Consider the following 22,049-nt stretch of genomic DNA (forward strand, 5'->3'; position numbering starts at 1 on the left):
CGCAATTGAAGTAATCCATCGAATGATTCATGAGAATTCCCTCGATTCTGCGTACTTCCTTTTCTTGATAGTCGCAGGCACGCCCACTGCCATCGAGTCGTCCGGTACATCGATCAGCACCACGGCATTGGCACCAATCACGACATTGTTACCAATGCGGATATTGCCCAGCACCTTGGCCCCTGCACCGATATCAACATTGTTACCCATCACCGGAGCGATCGGCTCACTCACATTCTTGAGGCCCACGACGACACCATTGCGAATACGACAATCATCGCCGAACTGCGCATAGCCGCTGATCACGATTCCGCCGAAATGATCGATGACGAAGTTGCGCCCGACCACCACCTCACACGGCAGCTCGATACCCGTGACGATCTGCACCAGTTTGAAGAGCACTTTGTATATGAAGGAGAACAACTTACGTAACAGTGCCGGTCTCACACCGTAACGCCAGCGCCCAAAGCGATAAACCACCATCACCCAAAACCCCTGAGCCCCCCAATCTCCGGCGTATGCACGCAAGTCCGCACGTATGTTTTCGAACATAAATGGCTCTACCGTGTTGGTTGGCTAGCGAATTTGGTATCACGCAGCAACGCCCAGGTCACACGAGTATGCTGCCAACACATCCCTAAAGCGGCGCGGCCGCGGCCTTTCAATAGCGCCTTGAGCGCCACAATCAAATCACCCAGACTCACCAGTAGCATATGTGAGGCCAAACCAGGCAGACCGTGGTGCTTGCGGAAGTACAAAAGCTCGCTTTCGATTTGTAACGTGGGTAGTTGACGACTAACCGTATTGAGTTTGTCAACAGACTTGGCACTTTCACCGCCGATATGCACCACCGTGGTATGCGGGTAATAAACCACCTTCCAGCCTGCCTGTTTAACGCGTTTGCAGTGATCTATCTCCTCGAAATAAAGGAAGTAGCGCGGATCGAACAAGCCAACCTGATCGATGACTTCACGGCGGATCAGGTAATAGCACCCGGGCACCCAGTCGCACTCACGCACCGAAGCATGATCCCAGGCCATGTCGTCGACTTTTTTCACCACAGGGAAAAAACGTTCAAGCCCCGTATGCGAAAGGAAGACATTTAACGGCGTTGGAAAATAGCGACAGGAGGGCTGTAAATCACCCTCTCGTCCAACCAACCGAACGCCGAGGACACCGCAATCAGGATGAGTCTCCATATAGTCGAGGGTCTTGCTCAGGGTATCCGCAGCAACAAAGGCATCGGTATTGAGGAGCAACGCATACTTGCCCTGCAGGTGTTCAACCAATTGATTATTGGCACGCCCAAAGCCAACATTATTTTCATTGGCAAGTTGCAATGCCTCTGGACAAATAGTTGCCAGACATTCCAGCGAATTATCGACAGAGGCATTATCCACCACCAAATAGCGCGTGCGATCCACGCTACTTGACTGGCGTAACGCATTAAACATCGGTTGCAACAACTCCGCTGTATTGTAATTAACCACCAACACGTCAAGGGGAGCGCTAACCATTGGGTTGCTCGCCAAAAAAGTGTTGCGCTCTCATTTTTATAAGCTTCGGTTCAAGTGCCGGGTCGTATACACCACTGCGCTGCCTGATAAGGTCAATCCACGGATAAGTGGCGCTACGCTCTTCGACTTTCGCCAACACCTCTTCCATTGTACAAATGACCTTGGCTGGATTACCCGCAACCACTACTCCAGGCGGAACATCTTTTACGACTACAGCACCGGCTGCAACAATCGAATCAGGACCAATAGTCACACGCGGCATGATAATAGAACCATAGCCGATAAAACAATTATCACGTATATCGATAGCGCCGACAGAGTCAAGTTTTTTACCATAGCGCACCTCGAGCAAGCCAACTATTCCATCGTGGCCGAATAGCGTGCAACAAGATAAACCCACATTATTTCCGAGTCGCACTAGCGAAGGGTCAGTTATATTGGCAGCAGGATTGATCCATACGCCTTTACCGATGGAGTGCAGCCCCCCCCACCGAACCATATGTTTAGCCCATTCATACCCGTCCGGTTTACAGAATTTTTTATAGAGCGAGGTCCCATGCCCCGTTGTTTTTGCAATATAAGCAATAGTACGCTTTAGTAGACCAATCATCCTGTCAGCCTCAATAATTCAGCGATAGACACCTGTGCCAAGGTTAGATACACCCTGATTCTTCATTACCACTACCCTAAGCGTAGACGCTTCCCTAAAATCCAACACTCAAATAATCCACACATGCTCCCCCCTTCATGAATATCTGCCCACCCCGGTCCCCATCTGATAGTTAAGATGTTCCGCCAGCCTAAGAACAATTTGCAAAAGAGGCATCGTGGGGTTACAGGCACCGCCTGTAGCGAAAACACTGCTGCCCGCAACGTATAGATTCTCGACACCGAACACTTTGCAGTTCTCGTCGACAACGCCAAACTCAGGCGACGTCGCCATGCGTGTGGTCCCCATATGATGAGCATGGGGATTGAGCCTCAGTGGCAAATCGACGTCATAAACGTATTCTTCCAGCTTGACAAAGCCCAACCCTGTCTCGGCAAAACACTTTGCCACTTCGAGCCCTATGGACTTGACGGTATTTCTGTCTGCCGGGGTCAGTTCCCAATGAACATTTGCCTTCCTCATCCCCAACGCATCTCGCTCGTCGAGCAATGAGATGCGGCTATTAGGGTTGGGAAACTGCTCGATCAGCGTGCCGAGCACCCCATCTCCAGGGCAATCGAACTTGGCAATAAATTCAACCTTGCGCTCCGCACCCGCTTCGCAAATGAGGTTCTCGAAAAAGCTCTTGATGGAAGCCATTCGCCCATATGATTTCACTTCAGCTACAAGCGTGGCCGTCACATTCCCTTTACCTGACTTGTGCTCCATCACGAATGCATCGGTCGTGAAGTACTCCTGCCGAGCATCTGTACCCTGCCCGTCTTTCAGGATGAAGTTTCCCATTTCGACGTTCAGGTGCTCCATGAAGCATCTACCGACGAAACCATCCTTGCTTACGATACCGCCAGCTGCCAGGGACTCGCTATTAAGCAGGTGCCTGGCATTCTCGATCGCGCCTGTCGCCAGAATGAATTGTTTTGCCGTGATTCGCTCTCGATGCAACTCGTAGTCCGAGACGACTATCGTTGCTATGCGGCCGGTCTTGCTGTCGAACTCAAGATCGACGCAATTGCAATGGATGAAGACATCCAGCCCCTCGGTCTCATTAAGTTCCCTGGCATATTTTTGTGCAAATCGCGTCGGCGGGCTTAGCAGGAAACGATCGGCATCAAAGTCGGTGCCGTCCAAACTCGCATTGATAGCCTTGAATCCAGAGTGCGGCGGAAGATCGACAATATCCATGGCCGCCGACAGATTGCGCTCGATCTCGGAAAACGCGATGGGCCAACCGGGCACGGGCACCGGAGGGCCTACGGTAAAGTCCGACCGTTCGAATGGACGGCATCGCCCGGCCCAGTGATTGGAGGTCCCGCCAAGATAACGCAGGCGTGTTTCATGAGGGTACATCTCGAGGCCTGACGATGAGACCGTGTAGAGGTTCTGCGAAGCCGGCGAATACTCGTGCCCGCCGCCCTCGACAAGCACCACACGCCGACCATTACCGGCTAAACGCAAGGCCAGCGTAATGCCGGCCGGCCCACCGCCTATGATGCAGATGTCATAGTGGTCGCGGAGTTCTTTCTGCGATTGGTAGTCTTTGATCATGCTTGTGTTTGCCGAAAATGCCGGGCAGGCAGCACCCATCCGTTGATGACAACAAACTCGGATTTAGCAGCAGAAGGCCGGGCAACGGCTTTGGAAAATCCGAACATGAGCCCCCCAAGACTCAATAGAGCAGAAGCCTGGAGGAAGCCTCTGCGCCCCATCACAGAGGTACTCAAATCAGTTTCTCTCATGATTCAAAACTCCACGACATCGAGATTACGTTGGAAATTTCAACTACACATCAAGGCCACATTTTTTTGGCAACCGCCATCAACACCTCAATGGCGACGCTGTGCCTTAGTTTTGGAAACATCAAGAGAAACAGATCAAATCAAAGCCATTTAGCAAGATCCGTCAATAACTCCCCACACAAAGCCCCCACCGCCAGCATTGGCAGCACTACCAGCTCACGCTTGAGACTGAACATCCCCAGACGACAATTGACATAAAAAACCAGGATAAGCGTAGGAAACGTGTACAGGGCAGCGCCCCAAATCGCATATTTGACCCCGCCAATCGCCAGCAGCAGAGGCAGCAGCACCCACAACGAGACCACGCGAATAATGTTATCAATGGCCTGGTACTTGGTGAGTCCCAAGGCAATCCAGACCTGATTCGCCAGCAGGTAGCGCATTGTGAAAAAAGAGAGCGAAAGAATGGCCATCATGTTGCCGGCCTGAGCGTAACGCTCATCGTACAAGATGCTGATGAGCAGTGGACTGCCGGTCAGGAACAGTCCACAGAGAAACAGGCAGGCAAGATCGAGCATCAATTTCAAGCGGTAGTACAAAGCGTGGAGCCGTACGGTGTCATTAGTTCTTGAGGCCTCACTGAAGGCCGGCAAGGCCACGGCCCCGACTACCTTTTGCAACGCAAGCTGAACAGCTCCCAAAATCAGCACGGCAATGGAGTAAACGCCCAATTCGCTGGCCGTCATGCTGCCGCCGAACCAGACACGATCACCGTACATGGCCAATACGCCCACTGCCGACGACAACAGTATCCAACGGCCGAAGCCGACTAATTCATCGAGCGCAGAACGCTCCCACTGTAGACGGTTGGAAGGGCCCTCAAACCAGAAATGCCCCAACAGCGTGTTGACCATCGATTGGATCAGACCTGCAATCACCAGCGACCAGATGGACCTGGTGAAGTAACCGATGCCCAGCATGACCACCAGCCCCACGACCTGAGACCCAAACTCGGTGAGCACCACTTTCTTTTGCTGGAAAGCGCGCACTGCCAGGTCGATTTTCGTCGACTGAAAGCCAACGATGATTGCCGAGAAACCGGTCACGGCTAACACCAGTGGCAACTCGGGTGCGGCGTAGGTGGAATTGGGCGACCACAGATTAATGGTCTGTGCATACCAGGCGAGGGCCGCAAGGAGAAGTGTCGAAGCACAAAGGATAAAGCCGCGCACGATCTGCACGGTCCAGATGGTATTGAGAAACACCGGATCGTCGCCACGCGGGGACTGGATGATGTTCTGGCGCAAGCCGACATCGGAAAGCATGTGCAGAACCAGAGAAACGGTGATGGCGATCATCATGATGCCGAACATCTCCGGCATCAGCAGACGGGCCATTATCAGGTTGCCGCCCAAGCGAAAGGCTTGAGACGTAACCAGCGCCCCCAGATTCCATGCCCCGGCAGAAATCGCTCGCTTACGAAGGCCCAACGTTGGCGACAAATCAACTAACGACATAACATCATCCCCGGACTCAATGGCTCAAAAGGAACTATAGTCGCGTCTGGCCATTCCACTAGTCGTCGCTCATCAATCAATAAGTCCAATCATCCATGCCTGAGCACTTCCGCGCGTTAATCGTCATTCTGGTCCTTGCTGGCATCGTTTTTGCCATGGCACGTCGACCAGCAGCAGACCTGATTCCCGACCGTAATTTCACTCGGCGGCGCAATCTGTGGTTCGTATTGACGCTACTGGCATTTGTTTCGCACAGTTTCTGGGTGTACGCGGGCATTGCCACGATCATTCTGACCTTCGCACGAAAAAACGAACGCAATCCCGTGGCGTTGTTTTTCCTGCTGCTGTTTCTCATCCCGCCGTCCCCGGCGGAGATTCCCGGCTTCGGCCTGATCAACTATTTTGTTGTCCTTAACCATATTCGTCTGCTGGCACTGTGTGTGTTGCTTCCGGCTTTTTTGGCTCTGCGCAAGCGCGCCGACACGGTCCCTTTCGGGCGCACCGGGCCTGACAAACTGTTAGCCGCCTACCTCCTGCTGACGAGTCTGCTTTTGCTGCGCGAAACCACCGTCACCGACACCTTGCGCCAAATGCTCTACCTGTTTCTCGAAGTTTTTTTGCCTTACTACGTTGCCAGCCGGGCGCTGAAGAACCTCAGCGACTTCAAGGACGCTCTGTTCGGTTTTGTACTCGCCGCCATGGTGCTGTCGCTTATAGGTCTCTTCGAATATTCCAAGCGCTGGCAGCTGTACAGCGCGGTTGTCAACGCCATGGGCATGCAATGGGATCCCGGCTACTTGAGCCGTGGTGGCTCATTACGCGCCAGCGCCACTACCGGCCAGGCCATTGCGCTGGGCTTCGTCATCAGCGTGGCCATCGGCTTTTACCTGTACATGCAGGAGGAGGTACGTAGCAAATTGCAGCGCAGCCTCGGCGCACTGTTGCTCGCCGGTGGTCTGTTCGCACCGCTGTCGCGTGGCCCCTGGATCGGTGCAGCCGTCATCATCGTCGTGTTCATCGGCACCGGCCGTAAAGCGATCAAACGCCTGATGCTGCTGGTCGCCGCCGGGGGGCTCGCCCTTCCCTTGCTGGCCGTCGTACCGGGCGGGCAAAAAGTGCTTGATCTGCTACCGTTTATCGGCACGGTGGAAGTGGAAAATATCACCTACCGGCAGCGCTTGATTGATAACGCCGTGATCGTTATCCAGCGCAACCCTTGGCTGGGTTCTTTCAATTTCCGCAGCACACCGGAAATGCAGTCCATGATTCAGGGCCAGGGGATCATCGATATCGTGAACACCTATATCGGCATAGCGCTGTCGTTCGGTTTGATTGGTTTGACGCTTTTCGTGGTTTTTTTCGTCAGTGTTCTGCAGGGCATCCGCAAGGGGATGCGTTCGTTCCCCAACGAAGACGATGAGGCACGCCGACTCGGACGTGCACTTCTGGCGACACTGGCCGGGATCCTGATCACCATCGTTACCGTTAGCAGTATCACGGTAATCCCCGTGGTGTATTGGTCGGTGGCTGGACTGGGCGTCGCCTACGCTCAGATGGCACGCAGGCTCAAGCACACCTCGACGGCCGTCACGGCGAGCGCCCACCTCCAACTCAGGTAGAACCCATGATCCAGTTGTTTCGTCGCCCCCGGATACTGCTCCTGCCACTGCTGTTTTTTGCTATTTGGCCGTTTCGTACCTGGGCGTCGGACTGGGTCGTCAGTGTGGATGAGCGCAATGGCCTGCCAATGCTGGCGCGTGGTGGCAGTCCGGTAATTGCTACGACATTCTCGTTCTTTGGGCGCAATTGGGACTGGACGTATTTGCAGACCGAATTCAAGGTAAATACCCCTTATCGATACTCCCTTGCAGGTAAAAACAAAGCGCTGGATTTCGACTTGACTGCGCAGATTCAGAAGCAAGACGAGCAAAAGCTGACCTGGAACTTTGTCCTGGATGCACACAGCGGGAAGTCTGGCGTTTCAGGTGGTGGCATCGTCTTCGAATTCGACCCCGCTCTTTTCGCTGGAGAAATGGGCGAGCCCACTTTGCTACCCGACAACCGCGGCTGGACCTGGGGCAATGCACAAGGGCGACGCATCGAAATGCGCTTCGAGCCCGCACTGGCGGGTGTGTACTTTGAACCGGGCAGTAAATCCGAGGTGCGTGCTTTTTTCTACAAGAACACGATCAAACCTGGCCGCCAGGACTTCACAGCCACCTTGAGCGTTTCTGGCGATGTGGCGGTCGGCCCGACCACAACCGAGCGCTTCGGGCTGTCGGACCCAAAGAGCTGGCCGACTGACAAGCTCGACTGGAAAACCTCGCCGGTCGACCTGTCCTTTCTCAACGCTCAGGAAAAACCTGCAGGCAAGCGTGGCTTCATCAAAGCCTCCGGCGAGCAATTGCTATTTGCCGACAACACAGCGGCGCGTTTCTGGGGCACCAACCTTTCGGCCTACACGCTGTTCCTCACATCAGACGATGCAATCAAGCTGCAGGCCAAACGCCTGTCGGCACTGGGCTTCAATCTTGTACGACTGCACCACCATGACTCGCCATGGGTCTTCCCGAACATCTTTGGCGACGGCAGGGTCACGCGCAGCACCACCCAGCAATTGAGCCCGGAATCGCTGAAAAAAATCGACTGGTGGATCAAGTGCCTGAAAGACGAAGGCATTTATGTGTGGCTCGATCTGCACGTCCAGCGAGTCTTTACTGAAAACGACAACATTTTTGGCTTCGATGAATTGCCAAAAGAAGCGGGAAACTTCACCTATCTCAAGGGCTATTCCTATGTGAATCTCACCATTCAGAAAGCCATGAAGCGCTTTGCCGAAGCCTACATGACCCATGTAAACAGCTATACCGGTCTCGCCTACAAAGACGACCCGGCGATTGCCGCCGTACTGATCACCAACGAAAACGACGTCACCAACCACTTTGGCAACGCCCTGTTGCCAGACAAGAATCTGCCGAAGCACAACCGCGTCTACATGGCGGAGGCCGAGGCTTTTGCCAAACAGCACAATCTGTCTGCAGACCAGACCTGGCGCTCCTGGGAGCCAGGCCCCTCCAAGATGTTCCTTAACGATCTGGAGCGACGTTTCAACGTCGATATGATTCAACACCTGCGTGGAATAGGCGTGAAGGTCCCCATCGCCACGACCAGTAGCTGGGGCCGCAATGGCCTAAACTCCCTGCCGGCCCTTACTGCCGGCGACGTAATAGATGTCCATAGCTACGGTGGCTCGGGACAGGTCGAGAAAAACCCGCTCTACAGCGACGGCATAGTGAATTGGATTGCCGCCGGCCAGGTCATAGGCAAACCCTTGACCGTCACCGAGTGGAACAATGAGCCTTTCCCGATACCAGACCGTCACTCGCTGCCACTCTATATCGCCGGCACCGCCAGCCACCAAGGCTGGGATGCACTGATGCAATATGCCTACAGCCAGGAGCCATTGGGGGGCCAAGGGATGAGTGCCAACAACTGGCACGCCTATAACGACCCTGCAATGCTGGCTACCCTGCCCGCCGCCGCCTTGCTTTATCGCCGTGCAGACGTTCGCGAAGCAACAACGACCTACGTCTTCGCGCCGACGCCAGGCACCCTGTTCAACCAAATGATCACACCGGCCAACTCTGCTCTACTGCGCACAGCCATGGAGAAAGGCAAGCTGGAAATCGCGATGCCACAAACGCCGGAGTTGCCTTGGTTGCAACAGAGCGTTATCCCAAGCAATGCACAGGAATTTCATGACCCTGACCAGTCGCTGCTGGACGCCAATGCCATCGAGTCCACGACCGACACGGGAGAGCTAAAGCGCAACTGGAAACAAGGCGTCTACACCATTAATACACCGCGTACCCAGGCCGCTACCGGCTGGATCGGCGGCGAATCGATCAGCCTGGGCAACATTAAGGTTCAAGTGAAGACCGCCAACGCCAGTGTGGTGGTGCAAAGTCTGGACGACGCGCCTTTGGGCCGATCGCAGGATTTACTGATTTCGTTAGGCACACGCGCCATTCCCCAAGACGACGACAAAATACCTTTTTACGTTGAGCCCCTCGAGGGCACGCTAACCATCCAGGCGCCGCAAGGCTTGACACTGTTCACCCACGGCATTCCGGGGCAAATGAAGAAGCTGCCCGCGACCTACCTTGATGGCCGCTACACAATCAAGTTCGACGGCTTGCAGGCGTCGAACTGGTTGTTTTTGAAAAAAGACGTCACGCAAGCACAACCTTAGACGATGCGCAGCCGACCTCAACTTGATGGAACAACGCCTTGCGGCGTTGTTCCGCGAGGGCTATTTAAAGGGCGTCAAAATCAAACGATGGAACATAGCCTGCGCCGAGCAGATGTGGACATTTCGACGATACAAAATCATCACTTAATAAATCATCCGAACTTCTGTACTTACTCGTGAAAACCCCTGTGATATTTAAAAGAGTATGTGGCAAGGAGGATATGCTGATTTTCTGACTTTCTCTTTCCTTCAACTTTAAAAGCTTGAGCGATTGCTGGCTTGAAACATTATCGGATGCCCAGATAAATGCCGAAACCGGAAGATCATATTTATTGCCAATTCCATGACCCAAGAGCCCTCGACTGTCATCCATCATGTTTTCACCATGATCCGATGAATAAAACAAGACAGATGGTTTTTTGCTTGACTTCAATCGATCAACAATTGTGCTCAATAGCCAGTCCGTATACAAAATACTATTGTCATATTCCGCGGTAATTTTGTCTTTGAAGCTGTCTGTTGATGGCTTGAATTTATCGAAGTTTTCCGGGTATCGGCGTGAATACTCGAAATGACTGCCCTTGACATGAATGAATATGGCTTTCTTTTCTGTACCGCTTTTATTCAGTATTTTTTCATATTCTGAAATCAATGCTCCATCATAGCTTCTCTCAAAATACTGACGGTATTGTGCCTCTGCGGCTATTTGTGGAATTATTCCGCCAAAACTATCAACCTCCTGCACAGACAACCAATAGGTCATGTACCCGGCTGCGCGATAGATACTCACCAATGATTTTGTTGACGCAATGGCGTCCCAATCCGATATAGGCTCAAGGCTCAGCATTGAAGGAACCGCAAACGAGGTATAGGGAGCTGTCGTGCAGATCTGATTAAACTTGAAAAGCCCCGCCTGCTTACCGAGATTCGGGGTTGTTTCCTTGTTATAGCCGTAGAGGGACCAGTTCTGCGGCCGTGATGACTCACCGATTACAAAAACGATGGTTTCTATATTGGATTGATTCGACAGACTGGTTATTTTTACATCGGATTCCCGACGGCGCTTGATAAGCTCCTCCGTCCCCAAATACAAATTTGCAGTCAGGGCAATCTGCGACAAATAACCTACTGGCGTGCTTTGATCTTTTGCAAGGAGATCCATGACTGCAGATTTCCCGAAAGAATTAAGTTTGACGGTTTTATAAAAATACGCCCCATAGCCCACTAACAAGGCGCTAACAACCAAAACAAAAATACCCTTGTTTTTATATAATTCGCGCTTATGCAGGCCGATTAATCCAGCCCCATAGCAAAATATGAAAATCACCAGAACGATACTGATTGGCTGCCAATAGGTCGGCAGAAATTCGCTTGCCTCCTGATAGTTTGTCATGCCAATAAATATATAGGCAGCTGTTAATCTCGAGTTGAAATTCAACACCAAAAAGAGATCAATAGCCGCTATCAAATAGAATGGCAGCAGAATGATGTGCACCTTGAACTGATTGGATGAAATAAATCTAATTGCCAAAAGCCACAACACCGACATGCCAAGGGTGTAAACGACCAATAAATCAATTTTAGAGTATTGATTGTTTGTTAGCGCTCTAACAATCAACGGTGATATCAGAAATGACCACAACACTAAATTTGGCCATTCTGCTTTGAATATGTTTAATGAGTAATCGATAATTTTGGCAGGATTTTTCATTTGATTATTATTCTCGCAGGATGCCCATATGCTTCCTCAGAGGGTAGCTCCAATTGGCGCTCTCGCGGTATCTTGTTCAAAATAATCTCTCCTTTGGCGCTCCAAACGTAGCGAGTCGCAAGGCTTGGCACAGTTCACCCTTGGCATTCTGGAGCAAATGAAGAAGCTGCCCGCGACCTGCCTTGATGGCCGTTATACAATCAAGTTCGACTTGCGGTAGCTTGAACAGCGATAGTGCCCAGGAAATCGGAGATCAGGATGAAATTTTTGGTGGTGGGTGGCGCGGGTTATATCGGCTCGCACATGGTGAAGCAGCTACTGAGTGCGGGTCACGATCTTGTGGTGGCAGATAATTTCTCAACGGGTTATCGCAGCGCGTTGAGGGGCGGGACATTGGTCGAACTGGACATAGCCGACGAACAGGCGCTGGACGCCCTGTTTGCGGGACACCACTTCGATGCCGTGTTCCACTTCGCCTCCTTTATACAGGTGGGCGAATCCGTCGCTAAACCTGCCAAGTACTATCAAAACAACTTCGCCGCCACCCTGACGCTGCTCCAGGCGATGGTTCGCGCCGGGGTTAAAAACTTCATTTTTTCCTCGACCGCCGCCGTCTACGGTGACCCGGTGTATGTACCCATCGACGAGGAGCATCCCAAGGTCGCGATCAACCCTTATGGTCGCAGCAAGTGGATGGTGGAGCAGATGCTTGAGGATTTCGACCGCGCATACGGGCTGAAATCGGTCTGCCTGCGCTACTTCAACGCCGCCGGAGCAGACCCTGAAGGACAGTTAGGTGAACGCCATGAACCGGAAACCCACCTGCTGCCCCTGATCCTGCAAGCAGCCTCCGGACGGCGCGCAACCATCACCGTCTATGGCCGTGATTACGACACGCCTGACGGCACTTGCATTCGCGACTACGTCCACGTTGTCGACCTCGTTGCCGCTCACGCACTTGCCGTGGATTATCTGTTGGCAGGGGGTGCAAGCACGGCGTTCAACCTCGGTAACGGTCAAGGTTTCTCAGTACAGCAAGTGATAGATACCGCGCGCTACGTGACCGGCCAGGATATCTCTGTCAGCGAAGCGCCACGTCGCGCGGGCGATCCACCACGCCTTGTGGCCGATCCCCGCAGGGCCAACACATTACTTGGCTGGCAACCGCAATTTGGCTCACTTGAACAGATAGTGGCGCACGCCTGGAGCTGGGAGCAGAAGTACCCTTGGCACTGACCGTCGGCGCTAGCCAATAGCGCCGATCTCCTGCGGGTGATGCTCTAGTAGTAAGAGCGGTTTTCGCGCTCGGCTTTGTTCAACACCGTGCCAATCAGGTTGGCTGTCCCAAGATGATGCAGGCTTTCCTCGATCTCTTTCTTGCTGTTCAATCCATTAGCGACAACGAGCAGGACGCAGTCGAACCTGGGCAAGACGTTAATCACATCATCCGAACTCAACAACGGCGGCAAGTCGAAAATTACGATGCGTGAGTTGTAGCGCTCGCGCAGATCAGCAATCAAATGGCTCACTGCAGGCGATGACAACACCTCGGTGGAAAGAGGAATCGGCTCACGCGTCGGCAGGACCACAAAGCGCGGCAAGGTCGGATTGACCAGTACTTCTTGCAGTTCAGCTTCATCCGCCAACAATTCATTAAGCGATTTATCCATCGGCAGACCCAGATACTCACCCACCTTCGGACGACGCAAGTCGAAGTCCACCAGTAACGCCGTCTTGGTCGTGTGATGCGCGATACTCATTGCCAGGTTTATAGCCAACACCGTTTTGCCTGCCTCTGGAGTCGGCGAGGTGATGGCGAGCGTGCGCCAGCCATTTTCTTCCATGATTTTCAGCACTTGTGTACGCAGTAGATCGAATGCCCCGCCCATACTCGAATTTTTGTTGTAAGCCACAATGCGGTTGCGCTCAAGGTGATCTGGTCGCAAAGGTACAACCTTGGTTTGCACATAACTGAGTGCATTCAGACCTGTGGACTGCGCGGTCGGTGTCATGGCTTTTGACGAGGTCTGTTGCTCGGCTTTTTCGGTATCGAGATTGATTATTTCCATGGTTATATTCCTTATGCAAACCGGCCCAGAGCTTTAAACATCAGAAGATCCAGAGGCATGTAGAGGAAGTGCAGGAGCACCAGAAAGATCGCGATTATCGCGACTCCACAGACGATCAATAGCATTCGCCATTTCCTGCGGCGTGCCAGTTCAGCCTTGGTGTGAATGTAGGGAATGGAAACCAATACGCGTCTACCCAGCACGCTGGCCAAGGCCTGAGCACCGCGCACACGCTGACTCATCATCTCGAGAAGCATCACCAGCGCACCAGCACCCACCGGGGCAAGCAAGAAACCCATGGCAACCACTTTTTTACGGTTCGGCCGTACCGGCTTTTCGGGCATCAGTGGTGACTCCAGAAGAACAAAACGCTCGGCTTTGTTTTCCTGCTCCAGGCTTTCGGAAATTTTCGCACCCATTTCCTTCGTGCGAATCTCCTCATATTTTTTACGAGCGTTATCATGGTCACGCATCACCGTGACCAAGCCGCGCTCGACTTGCGGCGTCTCAAGAATTTGCGCCTCGTATTCGGCTATTTTTCCGAGTATTTGCTGCTTTTGATCGGCCAGCGACTTGATACGTGCTTCTGCTGCGGAGATCCGCGTCTGGGCCTTGGCAACGTCCAGATTGACCGAAGCTGCTCCACCACCAGCACCTTTGCCAGCCTCAAGTGCAGCAATTTTGCGTTTGACGGCACGCACGTCGGGGTGGGCTTGCGTGTACAGCGACTGCAACCTGATGTACTCCGCTTTGAGGCTAGCCAGATCCTGTGGTTTATCAACTGCCGCACCGGGTGTTCCAGGCTTGGTCGCTAGCCCGGCATTCGCAGCGGAAAGCTCCAACTCATTGAAGCGCAACTCCTCACGGGCAGTTTTGTAGTCACGATCGACCTCTTTAAGCTCGGTTTCGGCGCGCGACAACATATTCATGCGCAGTTCCTGATGCTCGGGAAGCGCGTTGCTGTGTGCCTGTTTGAAGTCCGCCAACCGGTTCTCAAGGGTTTCCAGTTCCACCCTGAGTTTGTCCGCCTCCTGCGTCAGGAACTCTGTCGTTTCACTGGCGCGCTCGGTGCGCTGCTTGATGTTTTCATCCAGAAACAGCGTCACCAGCTCATTGGCAACTTTGTTCGCAATCTCTGGCTGCCGGTGCTCAAAGGAAAGACGGAAAGCAATCGTCACCTCTCCGCGCCCCTTGACGGCCGCACTGACCAGAGAGACCACAATCGCATTGCGCATTTCTTCAATCTTCTCGCTAACGCTCAGTTGCCGACTTTGCGAAGCAAAAAGATTGTATTTGTCGATGATCCCTTCCAGATGCTCACGGGTCATCACGCGCTGGCGAATGACTTCGATGCGCTCATCGGCAAAGGTATTGTTGTTGGCCGCCACCAGGTCCGGCGAAATCTGCTGAGACTCCACCAGAATCGTGCCGGATGACTCATAGGTAGGCGGTAGAGAGATCGCTACCGCTATGCCCACGCCGAGTATGACCACGAAACTCAGGATCAACAGCAGGGCATGGTGCTTGATGATAGCTAGGTAGTCGTTGAACGACATTTCGTATTCAGAGGTCATATTTCTCACACAGCTGAATGTCAGAGACCGGGATAACTATAAGTCAGCATCAGCCCGACGACGTTTGCAGTGGCATCCGGCAAGCCATCTTGCTGGCGTTGTTTGTATGTGTAGGATAGGCGTGCAATCCAAAAAGGCGAGAGTTCTTGGCTAAACCAGGCACTGTAATTTTTCAGGGTATTAGGCGTCCGGCCTTTGGCGTCTTGCCAGGCGACATCGAAACCGGTGCGTCGGGTCTCGTCGACGGCATAGCTCCATGTACCCCTCAGGGCATCAACCTCGACGAAACCACCGTCCCCGCTGGCGAGAGTGCTACGACTGGCGTCGATGCTGGTATCAATACGCTCACCGGCATATTGCAACATTAAACCGCCCTGGCCTTTGGGGCCGCTACCTGTGCCGGAAACTTGGTTGAGACCCACGTAGGCCGTCCCCTTAAGCCGCTCGGAGAGTTGGACATTCAAGCCGACCGCTGGGGTGTAGCTGTTTGAGGAAGCCACCGCAGACCCCTTCTCCGGCTCATAGCGCCTCACGCCAAGACGGGTAAACAGCTCGACCTGCTCACTCCATGCATAGTTCCAGCTGAAGCGGGTCGCCAGCTCGTCATAGTTGGTGAGTGTATTAACATCGTAAGTGACATGAGTGTAGTCAGTCTCGTTAACCAGGGTGCTTCGCTCGCTGAGAGCAGTGCTCCAGTTGCCGCCCACCACATACATCTTTTGCGTGCCATCAGAGGCAACTACGCCGGTTTCCTGAACCACCGTGGAAAGCGTAGAGTTTTCTTCATACCTCGCCGTGAGTCCAAAAGCACCCGTTTCGGTCTCGCGCTGCCACCCCAACCTTAATCTGGGATCTTCACGGTCCGAAACGATCGACGTATCCGACGAACGCACGATATTTACCCCGAGACCGAACTGGAACTCATCCCGTCCGGAAGTACCCACGAGGCTGTAATCGGGGGCGATGATGGTACGGGTCACCCCTTTCTCATCACTCGTGAGCAGCAGTGGGTTGCTGTCGTACTCGACCGTCGAAGGCACTGCTATAGCTGATTGCCAAGTAACAGCACAGGTCATGTCCGACCACGACAAAGCCAGGATTGCCGTCGCAACCCCGGTCGTTCGAAATCCAAGCAAAGTAATCCCTAGTGCCTCGCGCAAGGCTAAGGCACGACCAGCGTATCGCCGGCTTTAAGTAGAAAATTGGTGGTCATGTCTTTCCCTGACATCAACTCGCTGTAGTCGACGCGCAGGATCTCTTGTCTAGCCCCATTGAGCCGCACGACCTTAATGTCGCCTTTATCGGCGAATTTGTCGAGCCCGCCCGCCATGCTTATTACCTGCAGCACTGACGTTTGACCAGACATATGCACGGTGCCCGGTTTCAGCACTTTACCCTGAACGTAGACGAGATTACCTTCGGTGCCGGTAACGACAACGCTCACCTGCGGATCAGGTATGAAAGCCTCAAGCTTGAGAGCGATTAGCTTCGCGACAGCGGTGGCATCCAGCCCGGAAACATTGACTTGCCCTGCCAGCGGGAAGGTAATGCTGCCATCGGGGAGTACACGCACATCCTGTTTGAGCTTGTCTTCACCCCAAACGGAAACGGAAAGGTTATCTCCCGGACTCAGCCGGTAAGTCGGGTCGTTTTCGACGGCACTGGAAATGCTGGGCCAAACAGCCAGCGCACAGAGCACAGGTATCAATGAACGGAACATCGGGATCCCTCCGTCTAAGTAGCCATGCAACGAGTTTAGAACAAAAAAACCTAGTCAAATCACTCTAGCCTATTTCTCGCCAGAGAAACTACTAAACTGCATCACTTTGAGCTTCTGGGCGGTACATTCCGCCAAAGCAACACACCCTAAGTCGGAACGCTAGTGCAAAACAGAAAAATAATGTTAATTAACAACAGGTTGGAGCAACCAAATTACCTCTGATGTAATTCGCGCCAATATTAACTACACCATGCCAGCTCGAATCGGCTCAATTGCGACACTGTCAACCTGACTATGAATACATTTGCCAGCGCAACTAATCTGACATCTACAACTACAAACCAAATATCATTGCAAGACGGACATCATCCGCAAAAACAACACATAAGACTGTGTGTCTACCCAACCACCAGAGTGACTGCCTAAATAACCCTTATTGCCAAAAACGTTAACAACACCTATATCTTCCGTCGGTTGGCGACCACAATAAAACCAAACAACGCGGAAGAAAATAACCATGCTGCCGCAGAAAGCGGCACTGCATTCGGTTGGTTGATGTCAGATACCTCAACCAGACTTTTATCCTGGACTGTCGAATCGATCTTGAACTGCTTATTGTCAACCGCCGCCATTAATCCGTCACCCGAAGAAGACTTGACGGTTGCACCCACGCCCAAGTCAGCGTGATGAATGACACTGTTAAACTTGGCAGAATGAGCATCATCGAAGTAAACCTCGGTGATCAACGAAGGTAAGCCAAGGCCCTTACCATAAGAAAGCGATGCGCCATCCGAGCGCTCGTCAAGAGCCGTGCCAAGTTGAGGCTTTGACTCTTCGCTAGTGTTGCTTATGCGACTAATTTCATAGGACGAACTGGTCGTATGTGCACTAGCAACAGCTGAACCACTCAGAATCACAGAAAACAACACAAATTTAATGACAAGTGTTGAGCGCATAACACCGCCTCCTTGCGTAGGGGGTTATTCTTTTGTCGGTTGAAGGAATCTTTATCGGTTAAATTGAGCCTATAAGCACATCGCCATTACGTCAATAGCTCGTCACAATAATAAATTGAAATTTAATTTCAGGGCGAGTGGCGTCAATATAACGCCACAACAAGCGCATCAGCTCTGTGAATTCTATCCATCTGTAACAGCTTCACGCATGGGCGTTAGCCCGCATCAGGACGCTGGCACACGACCCGGCAAAGCGCCCTGCACCGGGCAACGAAGCACCTTGGCAATGGCAAGGGCTCGCCCCCCGACGACGTCTGTAAAGGCGGGTTTGTCGGCAACTTTCTGAAAGTACCCGGCGCCCGAGAGTTTTTGACGCATGAAGATGGCACGGCGGGTAAAGGCTTCCCGTGCATTCTCAGCCCTGGAACACTGTAGAAATCTCGGCGCTGCGCCAGGGAACCATGCTCAACCTCCCTGGCAACCGCGCCGAACAGATCAATGCAATGCGCGTAAAAGGCATCGCGATTGAAAACAGGATGAATGACTGACCATTACTTCGGTTGCGCCACCGTACGCAAATAAGGTTTCACCGTCTTGAAGCCATCCGGGTACTTCTTCCTTGCGTCGTCGTCGGATACCGACGTAGGAATGATCACGTCCTCACCCGGACGCCAGTTCACCGGCGTGGCAACCGTGTGCTTGGCGTTTAACTGAATAGCATCGAGCAGCCGTAACACTTCATCGAAGTTACGCCCGGCACTCATCGGGTAGACCAGCATTGCCTTGATCTTTTTATCCGGGCCGACAATGAACACTGAACGCACCGTGGCGTTGTCCACGGCAGTACGAGCGCCGCCACTGGCGTTCGGGTGAATCATGTCGTAGAGCTTGGCCACCACCAGATTCTCGTCGCCGATCATCGGGTAGTTGACAGCATGGCCCTGGGTTTCTTCGATGTCTTTGGCCCAGGTCTGATGGTTACCGACCGGGTCGACGCTGAGACCGACAATCTTGGTGTTGCGTTTGTCGAACTCCGGCTTGAGCCCGGCCATATAACCGAGTTCAGTGGTGCAGACCGGGGTGAAGTCCTTCGGATGTGAGAACAGGATGGCCCACTTGTCGCCAATCCATTCGTGGAAATGGAGCGTGCCTTCGGTGGTTTCGGCGGTGAAATCCGGTGCTTCGTCGCCAATACGAATGGTCATGTGCGCTCTCCTCGCTGTGAAGGGTAGGGAAACTCTCGGAACGATCCAGTATAGGAGACCTTGAAGACTTCGCTTTGCTCCCCGTCGAAGGGCTGACGCCAGCGGTAAATGCCCGGACCTATCGGAGCTTCCCGCCCGGCGCCCATTCACTGAGCACCTATCTGGCGTGTCTTCTCGAACTGGTGCCGCACACCGATTTACGAGACTAAAACTTCATCCGGAAATGCTGCCTATACTGCAATCCGGGGTCGAGAGAGAAAACGGACACAACCCAGAAGACGTAAGGGATTGCCTCCTGTCGGTAGTGCTTACGTACGATTTTTTCCGAAATCTGCGGGTTCCCCAATCCAACTGCCCTGATTGTCTGAGCTAAGGACCTGACAGATGAATGTGATCGAATATTTTGATCGAGTAAGAATCATCAATATCTCGTCAAGAAAGGATCGCCGTTTAGAAACAGTAGAAGAATTCACTCGCAACGGCTTTCACATCGATGATGAAAAAATAGGCTTTTTTGAGGCTGTTACGCCCAGTGAGGGAAATGGCTTCCCGAGCGTCGGGGTCAGAGGCTGCTTTTTGAGTCATCTGGGGGTGCTGGAAGAGGCAATGCGCCTGAATTTGAAAAATATCTTGATCATGGAGGACGACATACAGTTTTCCAGACATATTTCTCAATATGGGAGAGCGGCGATCGAGTCTCTGGAAGGTATGGAGTGGGACATCGTCTATTTTGGGCATCCGTTTGAAGAAAATTCAAACTTGCCCGCTTGGAAAGCAGTCGACCGGCCAATACATTTGGCCCATTTCTATGCTGTAAACGGGAAATGCTTTGGGAAATTGAGGGATTTTTTATTCCAGGTTCTGGAGCGACCACCGGGACATCCTGACGGAGGTCCGATGCATTATGACGCTGCTCTCAATACGCTTATTCATAAGAATAAAGAAATTCTGGCTTACTACTTTACCTGGAATTGTGGCTATCAAAGGCCCTCGCGGACGGACCTGCATGAGCTTTCCATCTTTGACAGGGTGCCTCTCCTACAGCCGGTAATGGGTATGCTCAGGAGGTTAAAGGCAAAGAACCTGAGAAGAACTCGATAGTTTTCTCTCTTTAGGGAAGGTCTGAAGTATCCAATGCCTGACGTAACCAACCCGGCACGGCGCAGTAGCCGTGTCCGGGTGATTATGGCGGACCGCCCTCCTCATTTGCGCGCCAACTTGTACCGGACGCACTCCTCGTAAAAGCTCTCGCGCAGGGCTGCGGGCTTCATCCGCGAATTACTGTCATAGGTCTGCTCGGTAATGCCCATCGCCATCATGTGCATCCACGGTTTGCTGAACTTGTAGGTATGTAACTTTTGCCGCGCTGCATACAGTGAAACCCCGGACAGCTTGAGTTCTTGGGCTCTCGCCGCAGTACCTGCGCCCCAGCTGCAAATGTAACGATCATTCGAGGCCAGTTCTTTGGCCTGGACAGAGGCGGCAACGCTCGCCAGGCCTAACGAAATCAGCGCAACCATCACATTCCGCATTTGCATTCGATCCTAACTATCTGAAAATTAATTGATTCTGATCAAAAGTTTCAGTCCTCGGGGCCAGCAAAATGCCTTAAGTGCGCTATCGCCTGTTTTCTCAGTGTCTTACGGACATTTCTGGCGAGATTTCAATCCTTAGCTATAGCTAACACCCTCTCAATGCAATCAAGTGAGGCAACGGAATGTCAGTCGCAAAGAAAATGACAGTGGGGCAACTGACGATGTTGACAGCCGTCAATATGTTGGGCTCCGGCATTGTGCTGCTCCCCACAAAACTTGCCGAAGTCGGCGGTATTTCTATTCTTTCCTGGCTGATCACGGCCACTGGCTCCCTGGCGCTGGCCTATGCCTTTGCGCGCTGCGGGATGCTCAGCCGAAAGACCGGGGGCATGGGCGGCTATGCCGAATACACCTTCGGCAAGGCGGGCAACTACATCACGAACTACACCTATGGCCTCTCGCTGTTGATTGCCAACGTGGCGATCAGTATTACCGCGGTCGGCTATATCCAGGAGCTGTTCCATATTGAACTGGGTTCACTGCAAGTGGGTCTGGCGACCATCGCTCTGTTGTGGATCACCACGTTCGCCAACTTCGGCGGCGCGCGGATTACCGGCCGGATCGGTGCGATTACGGTTTGGGGGGTGATTGCGCCGGTGGTGCTGGTGTCCACCATTGGCTGGTTCTGGTTCGACAGCAGTGTCTACGCCGCCGGCTGGAACCCGCACAACATGGGCTGGTTCGAAGCCGCAGGTGCATCGGTGGCGATCACCTTATGGGCATTCCTTGGCCTGGAGTCGGCGTGCGCCAACACCGATGCGGTGGAAAATCCGGAGAAGAACGTACCGATTGCGGTACTCGGCGGCACCCTCGGCGCGGCGGTGATCTACATCGTCTCCACCAACGTCATCGCCGGTATCGTCAATAACCCGGAACTGGCCTCCTCTACTGCACCGTTCGGGCTGGTCTTTGCCAAGATGTTCACCCCTATGGTCGGCGACATTGTGATGGCCGCGATGATACTGGCGTGCATCGGTTCGCTGCTGGGCTGGCAATTCACCATCGCTCAGGTCTACAAAAGCTCCGCGGACACCGGGTACTTCCTGTCGATCTTCGCCAAGGCCAACAAGGCCGGAACGCCGATTGTCGGCATGCTGGTACTGCTCGCCGCGCAGACGGCGCTGGCTCTGCTCACCATCAGCCCGGACCTGAGCAAGCAGTTCGACACGCTCGTCAACCTCGCGGTGGTCACCAACCTGGTGCCCTACATCCTCTCCATGGCCGCGTTGATGACCATTCAAAAGGTCTCCAACGTTCCGGCGGGCACGGCGCTGATAAGCAACATCATTGCGTGGGTGGCGGCGGCTTACAGCTACCTGGCGCTGTACAGTTCGGGCGCGCAGGCACTGATGCTCGGCGGCGTGGCAACAATCTTTGGTTACACGCTGTTTGGCTTCGTCAACAACCGCCTGATCCGTCTCGAAGCGCTCAATAACAGCGTACCAACACAGACCGTCAGCGCTCAGCACATCACGGGCGAGCCGGTGCCGGTCAATAACTTGCAAGCTGTCAAAGTGGAGGCTTAAT

At 53.1% G+C, this 22,049-nt stretch carries 19 protein-coding genes; 5 read left to right on the top strand and 14 right to left on the bottom strand.

Annotation, left to right across the window (positions count from 1 at the left end; all coding sequences use genetic code 11):
- Positions 1–27: 27 nt before the first annotated feature.
- The 6 genes from MO767_RS11075 to MO767_RS11100 form a co-directional block, all read right to left on the bottom strand.
- Complete coding sequence (locus MO767_RS11075; protein ID WP_282480504.1) at positions 28–552, bottom strand: serine acetyltransferase; 525 nt, start codon at positions 550–552, stop codon at positions 28–30.
- Positions 553–560: 8 nt separating this feature from the next.
- Entirely contained in the window at positions 561–1,517 is a 957-nt protein-coding gene (locus MO767_RS11080) for a glycosyltransferase family 2 protein (RefSeq protein ID WP_282480505.1), read from the bottom strand.
- Complete coding sequence (locus tag MO767_RS11085) at positions 1,510–2,127, bottom strand: acyltransferase (RefSeq protein WP_282480506.1); 618 nt, start codon at positions 2,125–2,127, stop codon at positions 1,510–1,512. Before MO767_RS11085 ends, MO767_RS11080 begins: the two co-directional genes overlap by 8 nt.
- A 135-nt stretch (positions 2,128–2,262) precedes the next feature.
- Positions 2,263–3,732 carry a GMC family oxidoreductase gene (locus MO767_RS11090; protein WP_282480507.1) on the bottom strand — a complete coding sequence of 490 codons (1,470 nt, stop codon included), beginning with the start codon at positions 3,730–3,732 and terminating at the stop codon, positions 2,263–2,265.
- Complete coding sequence (locus MO767_RS11095; protein WP_282480508.1) at positions 3,729–3,923, bottom strand: hypothetical protein; 195 nt, start codon at positions 3,921–3,923, stop codon at positions 3,729–3,731. Before MO767_RS11095 ends, MO767_RS11090 begins: the two co-directional genes overlap by 4 nt.
- 140 nt (positions 3,924–4,063) lie before the next feature.
- Positions 4,064–5,440, bottom strand: coding sequence for an oligosaccharide flippase family protein (locus MO767_RS11100; protein ID WP_282480509.1), 1,377 nt, complete (start codon positions 5,438–5,440; stop codon positions 4,064–4,066).
- A 95-nt stretch (positions 5,441–5,535) separates the two neighbouring features.
- On the opposite strand from MO767_RS11100, the gene MO767_RS11105 reads away from it, so the two are divergent.
- Both MO767_RS11105 and MO767_RS11110 read left to right on the top strand, forming a co-directional pair.
- On the top strand, positions 5,536–7,059 hold the full coding sequence (locus tag MO767_RS11105) for an O-antigen ligase family protein (protein WP_282480510.1): 1,524 nt from the start codon (positions 5,536–5,538) through the stop codon (positions 7,057–7,059).
- A gap of 5 nt (positions 7,060–7,064) precedes the next feature.
- On the top strand, positions 7,065–9,692 hold the full coding sequence (locus MO767_RS11110) for a glycosyl hydrolase family 5 (protein WP_282480511.1): 2,628 nt from the start codon (positions 7,065–7,067) through the stop codon (positions 9,690–9,692).
- A gap of 64 nt (positions 9,693–9,756) precedes the next feature.
- On the opposite strand, the gene MO767_RS11115 is transcribed toward MO767_RS11110, so the two are convergent.
- On the bottom strand, positions 9,757–11,403 hold the full coding sequence (locus MO767_RS11115) for a phosphoethanolamine transferase (protein ID WP_282480512.1): 1,647 nt from the start codon (positions 11,401–11,403) through the stop codon (positions 9,757–9,759).
- A 258-nt stretch (positions 11,404–11,661) separates the two neighbouring features.
- On the opposite strand from MO767_RS11115, the gene galE reads away from it, so the two are divergent.
- Positions 11,662–12,639, top strand: a complete 978-nt coding sequence (gene galE, locus MO767_RS11120) for a UDP-glucose 4-epimerase GalE (RefSeq protein ID WP_282480513.1) — start codon at positions 11,662–11,664, stop codon at positions 12,637–12,639.
- A 44-nt stretch (positions 12,640–12,683) separates the two neighbouring features.
- Here galE and MO767_RS11125 read toward each other — a convergent pair whose 3' ends face one another.
- From MO767_RS11125 to MO767_RS11150, 6 genes are all read right to left on the bottom strand, one after another.
- Positions 12,684–13,415, bottom strand: coding sequence for a CpsD/CapB family tyrosine-protein kinase (locus MO767_RS11125; RefSeq protein ID WP_256657768.1), 732 nt, complete (start codon positions 13,413–13,415; stop codon positions 12,684–12,686).
- Positions 13,416–13,483: 68 nt separating this feature from the next.
- Entirely contained in the window at positions 13,484–15,046 is a 1,563-nt protein-coding gene (locus tag MO767_RS11130; RefSeq protein ID WP_282480514.1) for a Wzz/FepE/Etk N-terminal domain-containing protein, read from the bottom strand.
- Positions 15,047–15,066: 20 nt separating this feature from the next.
- On the bottom strand, positions 15,067–16,188 hold the full coding sequence (locus MO767_RS11135; protein WP_282480531.1) for a hypothetical protein: 1,122 nt from the start codon (positions 16,186–16,188) through the stop codon (positions 15,067–15,069).
- Positions 16,189–16,208: 20 nt separating this feature from the next.
- Positions 16,209–16,766 carry a polysaccharide biosynthesis/export family protein gene (locus MO767_RS11140; RefSeq protein ID WP_282480515.1) on the bottom strand — a complete coding sequence of 186 codons (558 nt, stop codon included), beginning with the start codon at positions 16,764–16,766 and terminating at the stop codon, positions 16,209–16,211.
- A 458-nt stretch (positions 16,767–17,224) separates the two neighbouring features.
- Positions 17,225–17,722, bottom strand: a complete 498-nt coding sequence (locus tag MO767_RS11145) for a hypothetical protein (protein ID WP_282480516.1) — start codon at positions 17,720–17,722, stop codon at positions 17,225–17,227.
- A 551-nt stretch (positions 17,723–18,273) separates the two neighbouring features.
- A complete protein-coding gene (locus MO767_RS11150) occupies positions 18,274–18,927 on the bottom strand; it encodes a peroxiredoxin (protein ID WP_008155786.1) in 654 nt (217 codons plus the stop codon).
- Positions 18,928–19,311: 384 nt separating this feature from the next.
- Between MO767_RS11150 and MO767_RS11155 the strand changes: the two genes are divergently transcribed.
- Complete coding sequence (locus tag MO767_RS11155) at positions 19,312–20,028, top strand: glycosyltransferase family 25 protein (RefSeq protein WP_134418539.1); 717 nt, start codon at positions 19,312–19,314, stop codon at positions 20,026–20,028.
- A 101-nt stretch (positions 20,029–20,129) separates the two neighbouring features.
- Here MO767_RS11155 and MO767_RS11160 read toward each other — a convergent pair whose 3' ends face one another.
- Positions 20,130–20,459 carry a hypothetical protein gene (locus MO767_RS11160; RefSeq protein ID WP_134418540.1) on the bottom strand — a complete coding sequence of 110 codons (330 nt, stop codon included), beginning with the start codon at positions 20,457–20,459 and terminating at the stop codon, positions 20,130–20,132.
- 185 nt (positions 20,460–20,644) lie between these two features.
- On the opposite strand from MO767_RS11160, the gene potE reads away from it, so the two are divergent.
- Complete coding sequence (gene potE, locus MO767_RS11165; protein WP_282480517.1) at positions 20,645–22,048, top strand: putrescine-ornithine antiporter; 1,404 nt, start codon at positions 20,645–20,647, stop codon at positions 22,046–22,048.
- The last annotated feature ends 1 nt before the right edge of the window (position 22,049 follow it).

This window comes from Pseudomonas sp. UYIF39 (assembly GCF_029963765.1).
In the GTDB taxonomy this organism is placed as follows: Bacteria; Pseudomonadota; Gammaproteobacteria; order Pseudomonadales; family Pseudomonadaceae; genus Aquipseudomonas.

Bases quoted from the DNA above. Each gene is read 5' to 3' on its own strand.
- MO767_RS11150 (WP_008155786.1), bottom strand. From the start codon at position 18,927: ATGACCATTCGTATTGGCGACGAAGCACCGGATTTCACCGCCGAAACC.
- MO767_RS11160 (WP_134418540.1), bottom strand. From the start codon at position 20,459: ATGCGGAATGTGATGGTTGCGCTGATTTCGTTAGGCCTGGCGAGCGTT.
- MO767_RS11075 (WP_282480504.1), bottom strand. From the start codon at position 552: ATGTTCGAAAACATACGTGCGGACTTGCGTGCATACGCCGGAGATTGG.
- MO767_RS11130 (WP_282480514.1), bottom strand. From the start codon at position 15,046: ATGACCTCTGAATACGAAATGTCGTTCAACGACTACCTAGCTATCATC.
- potE (WP_282480517.1), top strand. From the start codon at position 20,645: ATGTCAGTCGCAAAGAAAATGACAGTGGGGCAACTGACGATGTTGACA.
- MO767_RS11080 (WP_282480505.1), bottom strand. From the start codon at position 1,517: ATGGTTAGCGCTCCCCTTGACGTGTTGGTGGTTAATTACAATACAGCG.
- MO767_RS11090 (WP_282480507.1), bottom strand. From the start codon at position 3,732: ATGATCAAAGACTACCAATCGCAGAAAGAACTCCGCGACCACTATGAC.
- MO767_RS11115 (WP_282480512.1), bottom strand. From the start codon at position 11,403: ATGAAAAATCCTGCCAAAATTATCGATTACTCATTAAACATATTCAAA.
- MO767_RS11145 (WP_282480516.1), bottom strand. From the start codon at position 17,722: ATGCGCTCAACACTTGTCATTAAATTTGTGTTGTTTTCTGTGATTCTG.
- MO767_RS11155 (WP_134418539.1), top strand. From the start codon at position 19,312: ATGAATGTGATCGAATATTTTGATCGAGTAAGAATCATCAATATCTCG.
- MO767_RS11085 (WP_282480506.1), bottom strand. From the start codon at position 2,127: ATGATTGGTCTACTAAAGCGTACTATTGCTTATATTGCAAAAACAACG.
- MO767_RS11100 (WP_282480509.1), bottom strand. From the start codon at position 5,440: ATGTCGTTAGTTGATTTGTCGCCAACGTTGGGCCTTCGTAAGCGAGCG.
- MO767_RS11140 (WP_282480515.1), bottom strand. From the start codon at position 16,766: ATGTTCCGTTCATTGATACCTGTGCTCTGTGCGCTGGCTGTTTGGCCC.
- galE (WP_282480513.1), top strand. From the start codon at position 11,662: ATGAAATTTTTGGTGGTGGGTGGCGCGGGTTATATCGGCTCGCACATG.
- MO767_RS11105 (WP_282480510.1), top strand. From the start codon at position 5,536: ATGCCTGAGCACTTCCGCGCGTTAATCGTCATTCTGGTCCTTGCTGGC.
- MO767_RS11095 (WP_282480508.1), bottom strand. From the start codon at position 3,923: ATGAGAGAAACTGATTTGAGTACCTCTGTGATGGGGCGCAGAGGCTTC.
- MO767_RS11125 (WP_256657768.1), bottom strand. From the start codon at position 13,415: ATGACACCGACCGCGCAGTCCACAGGTCTGAATGCACTCAGTTATGTG.
- MO767_RS11110 (WP_282480511.1), top strand. From the start codon at position 7,065: ATGATCCAGTTGTTTCGTCGCCCCCGGATACTGCTCCTGCCACTGCTG.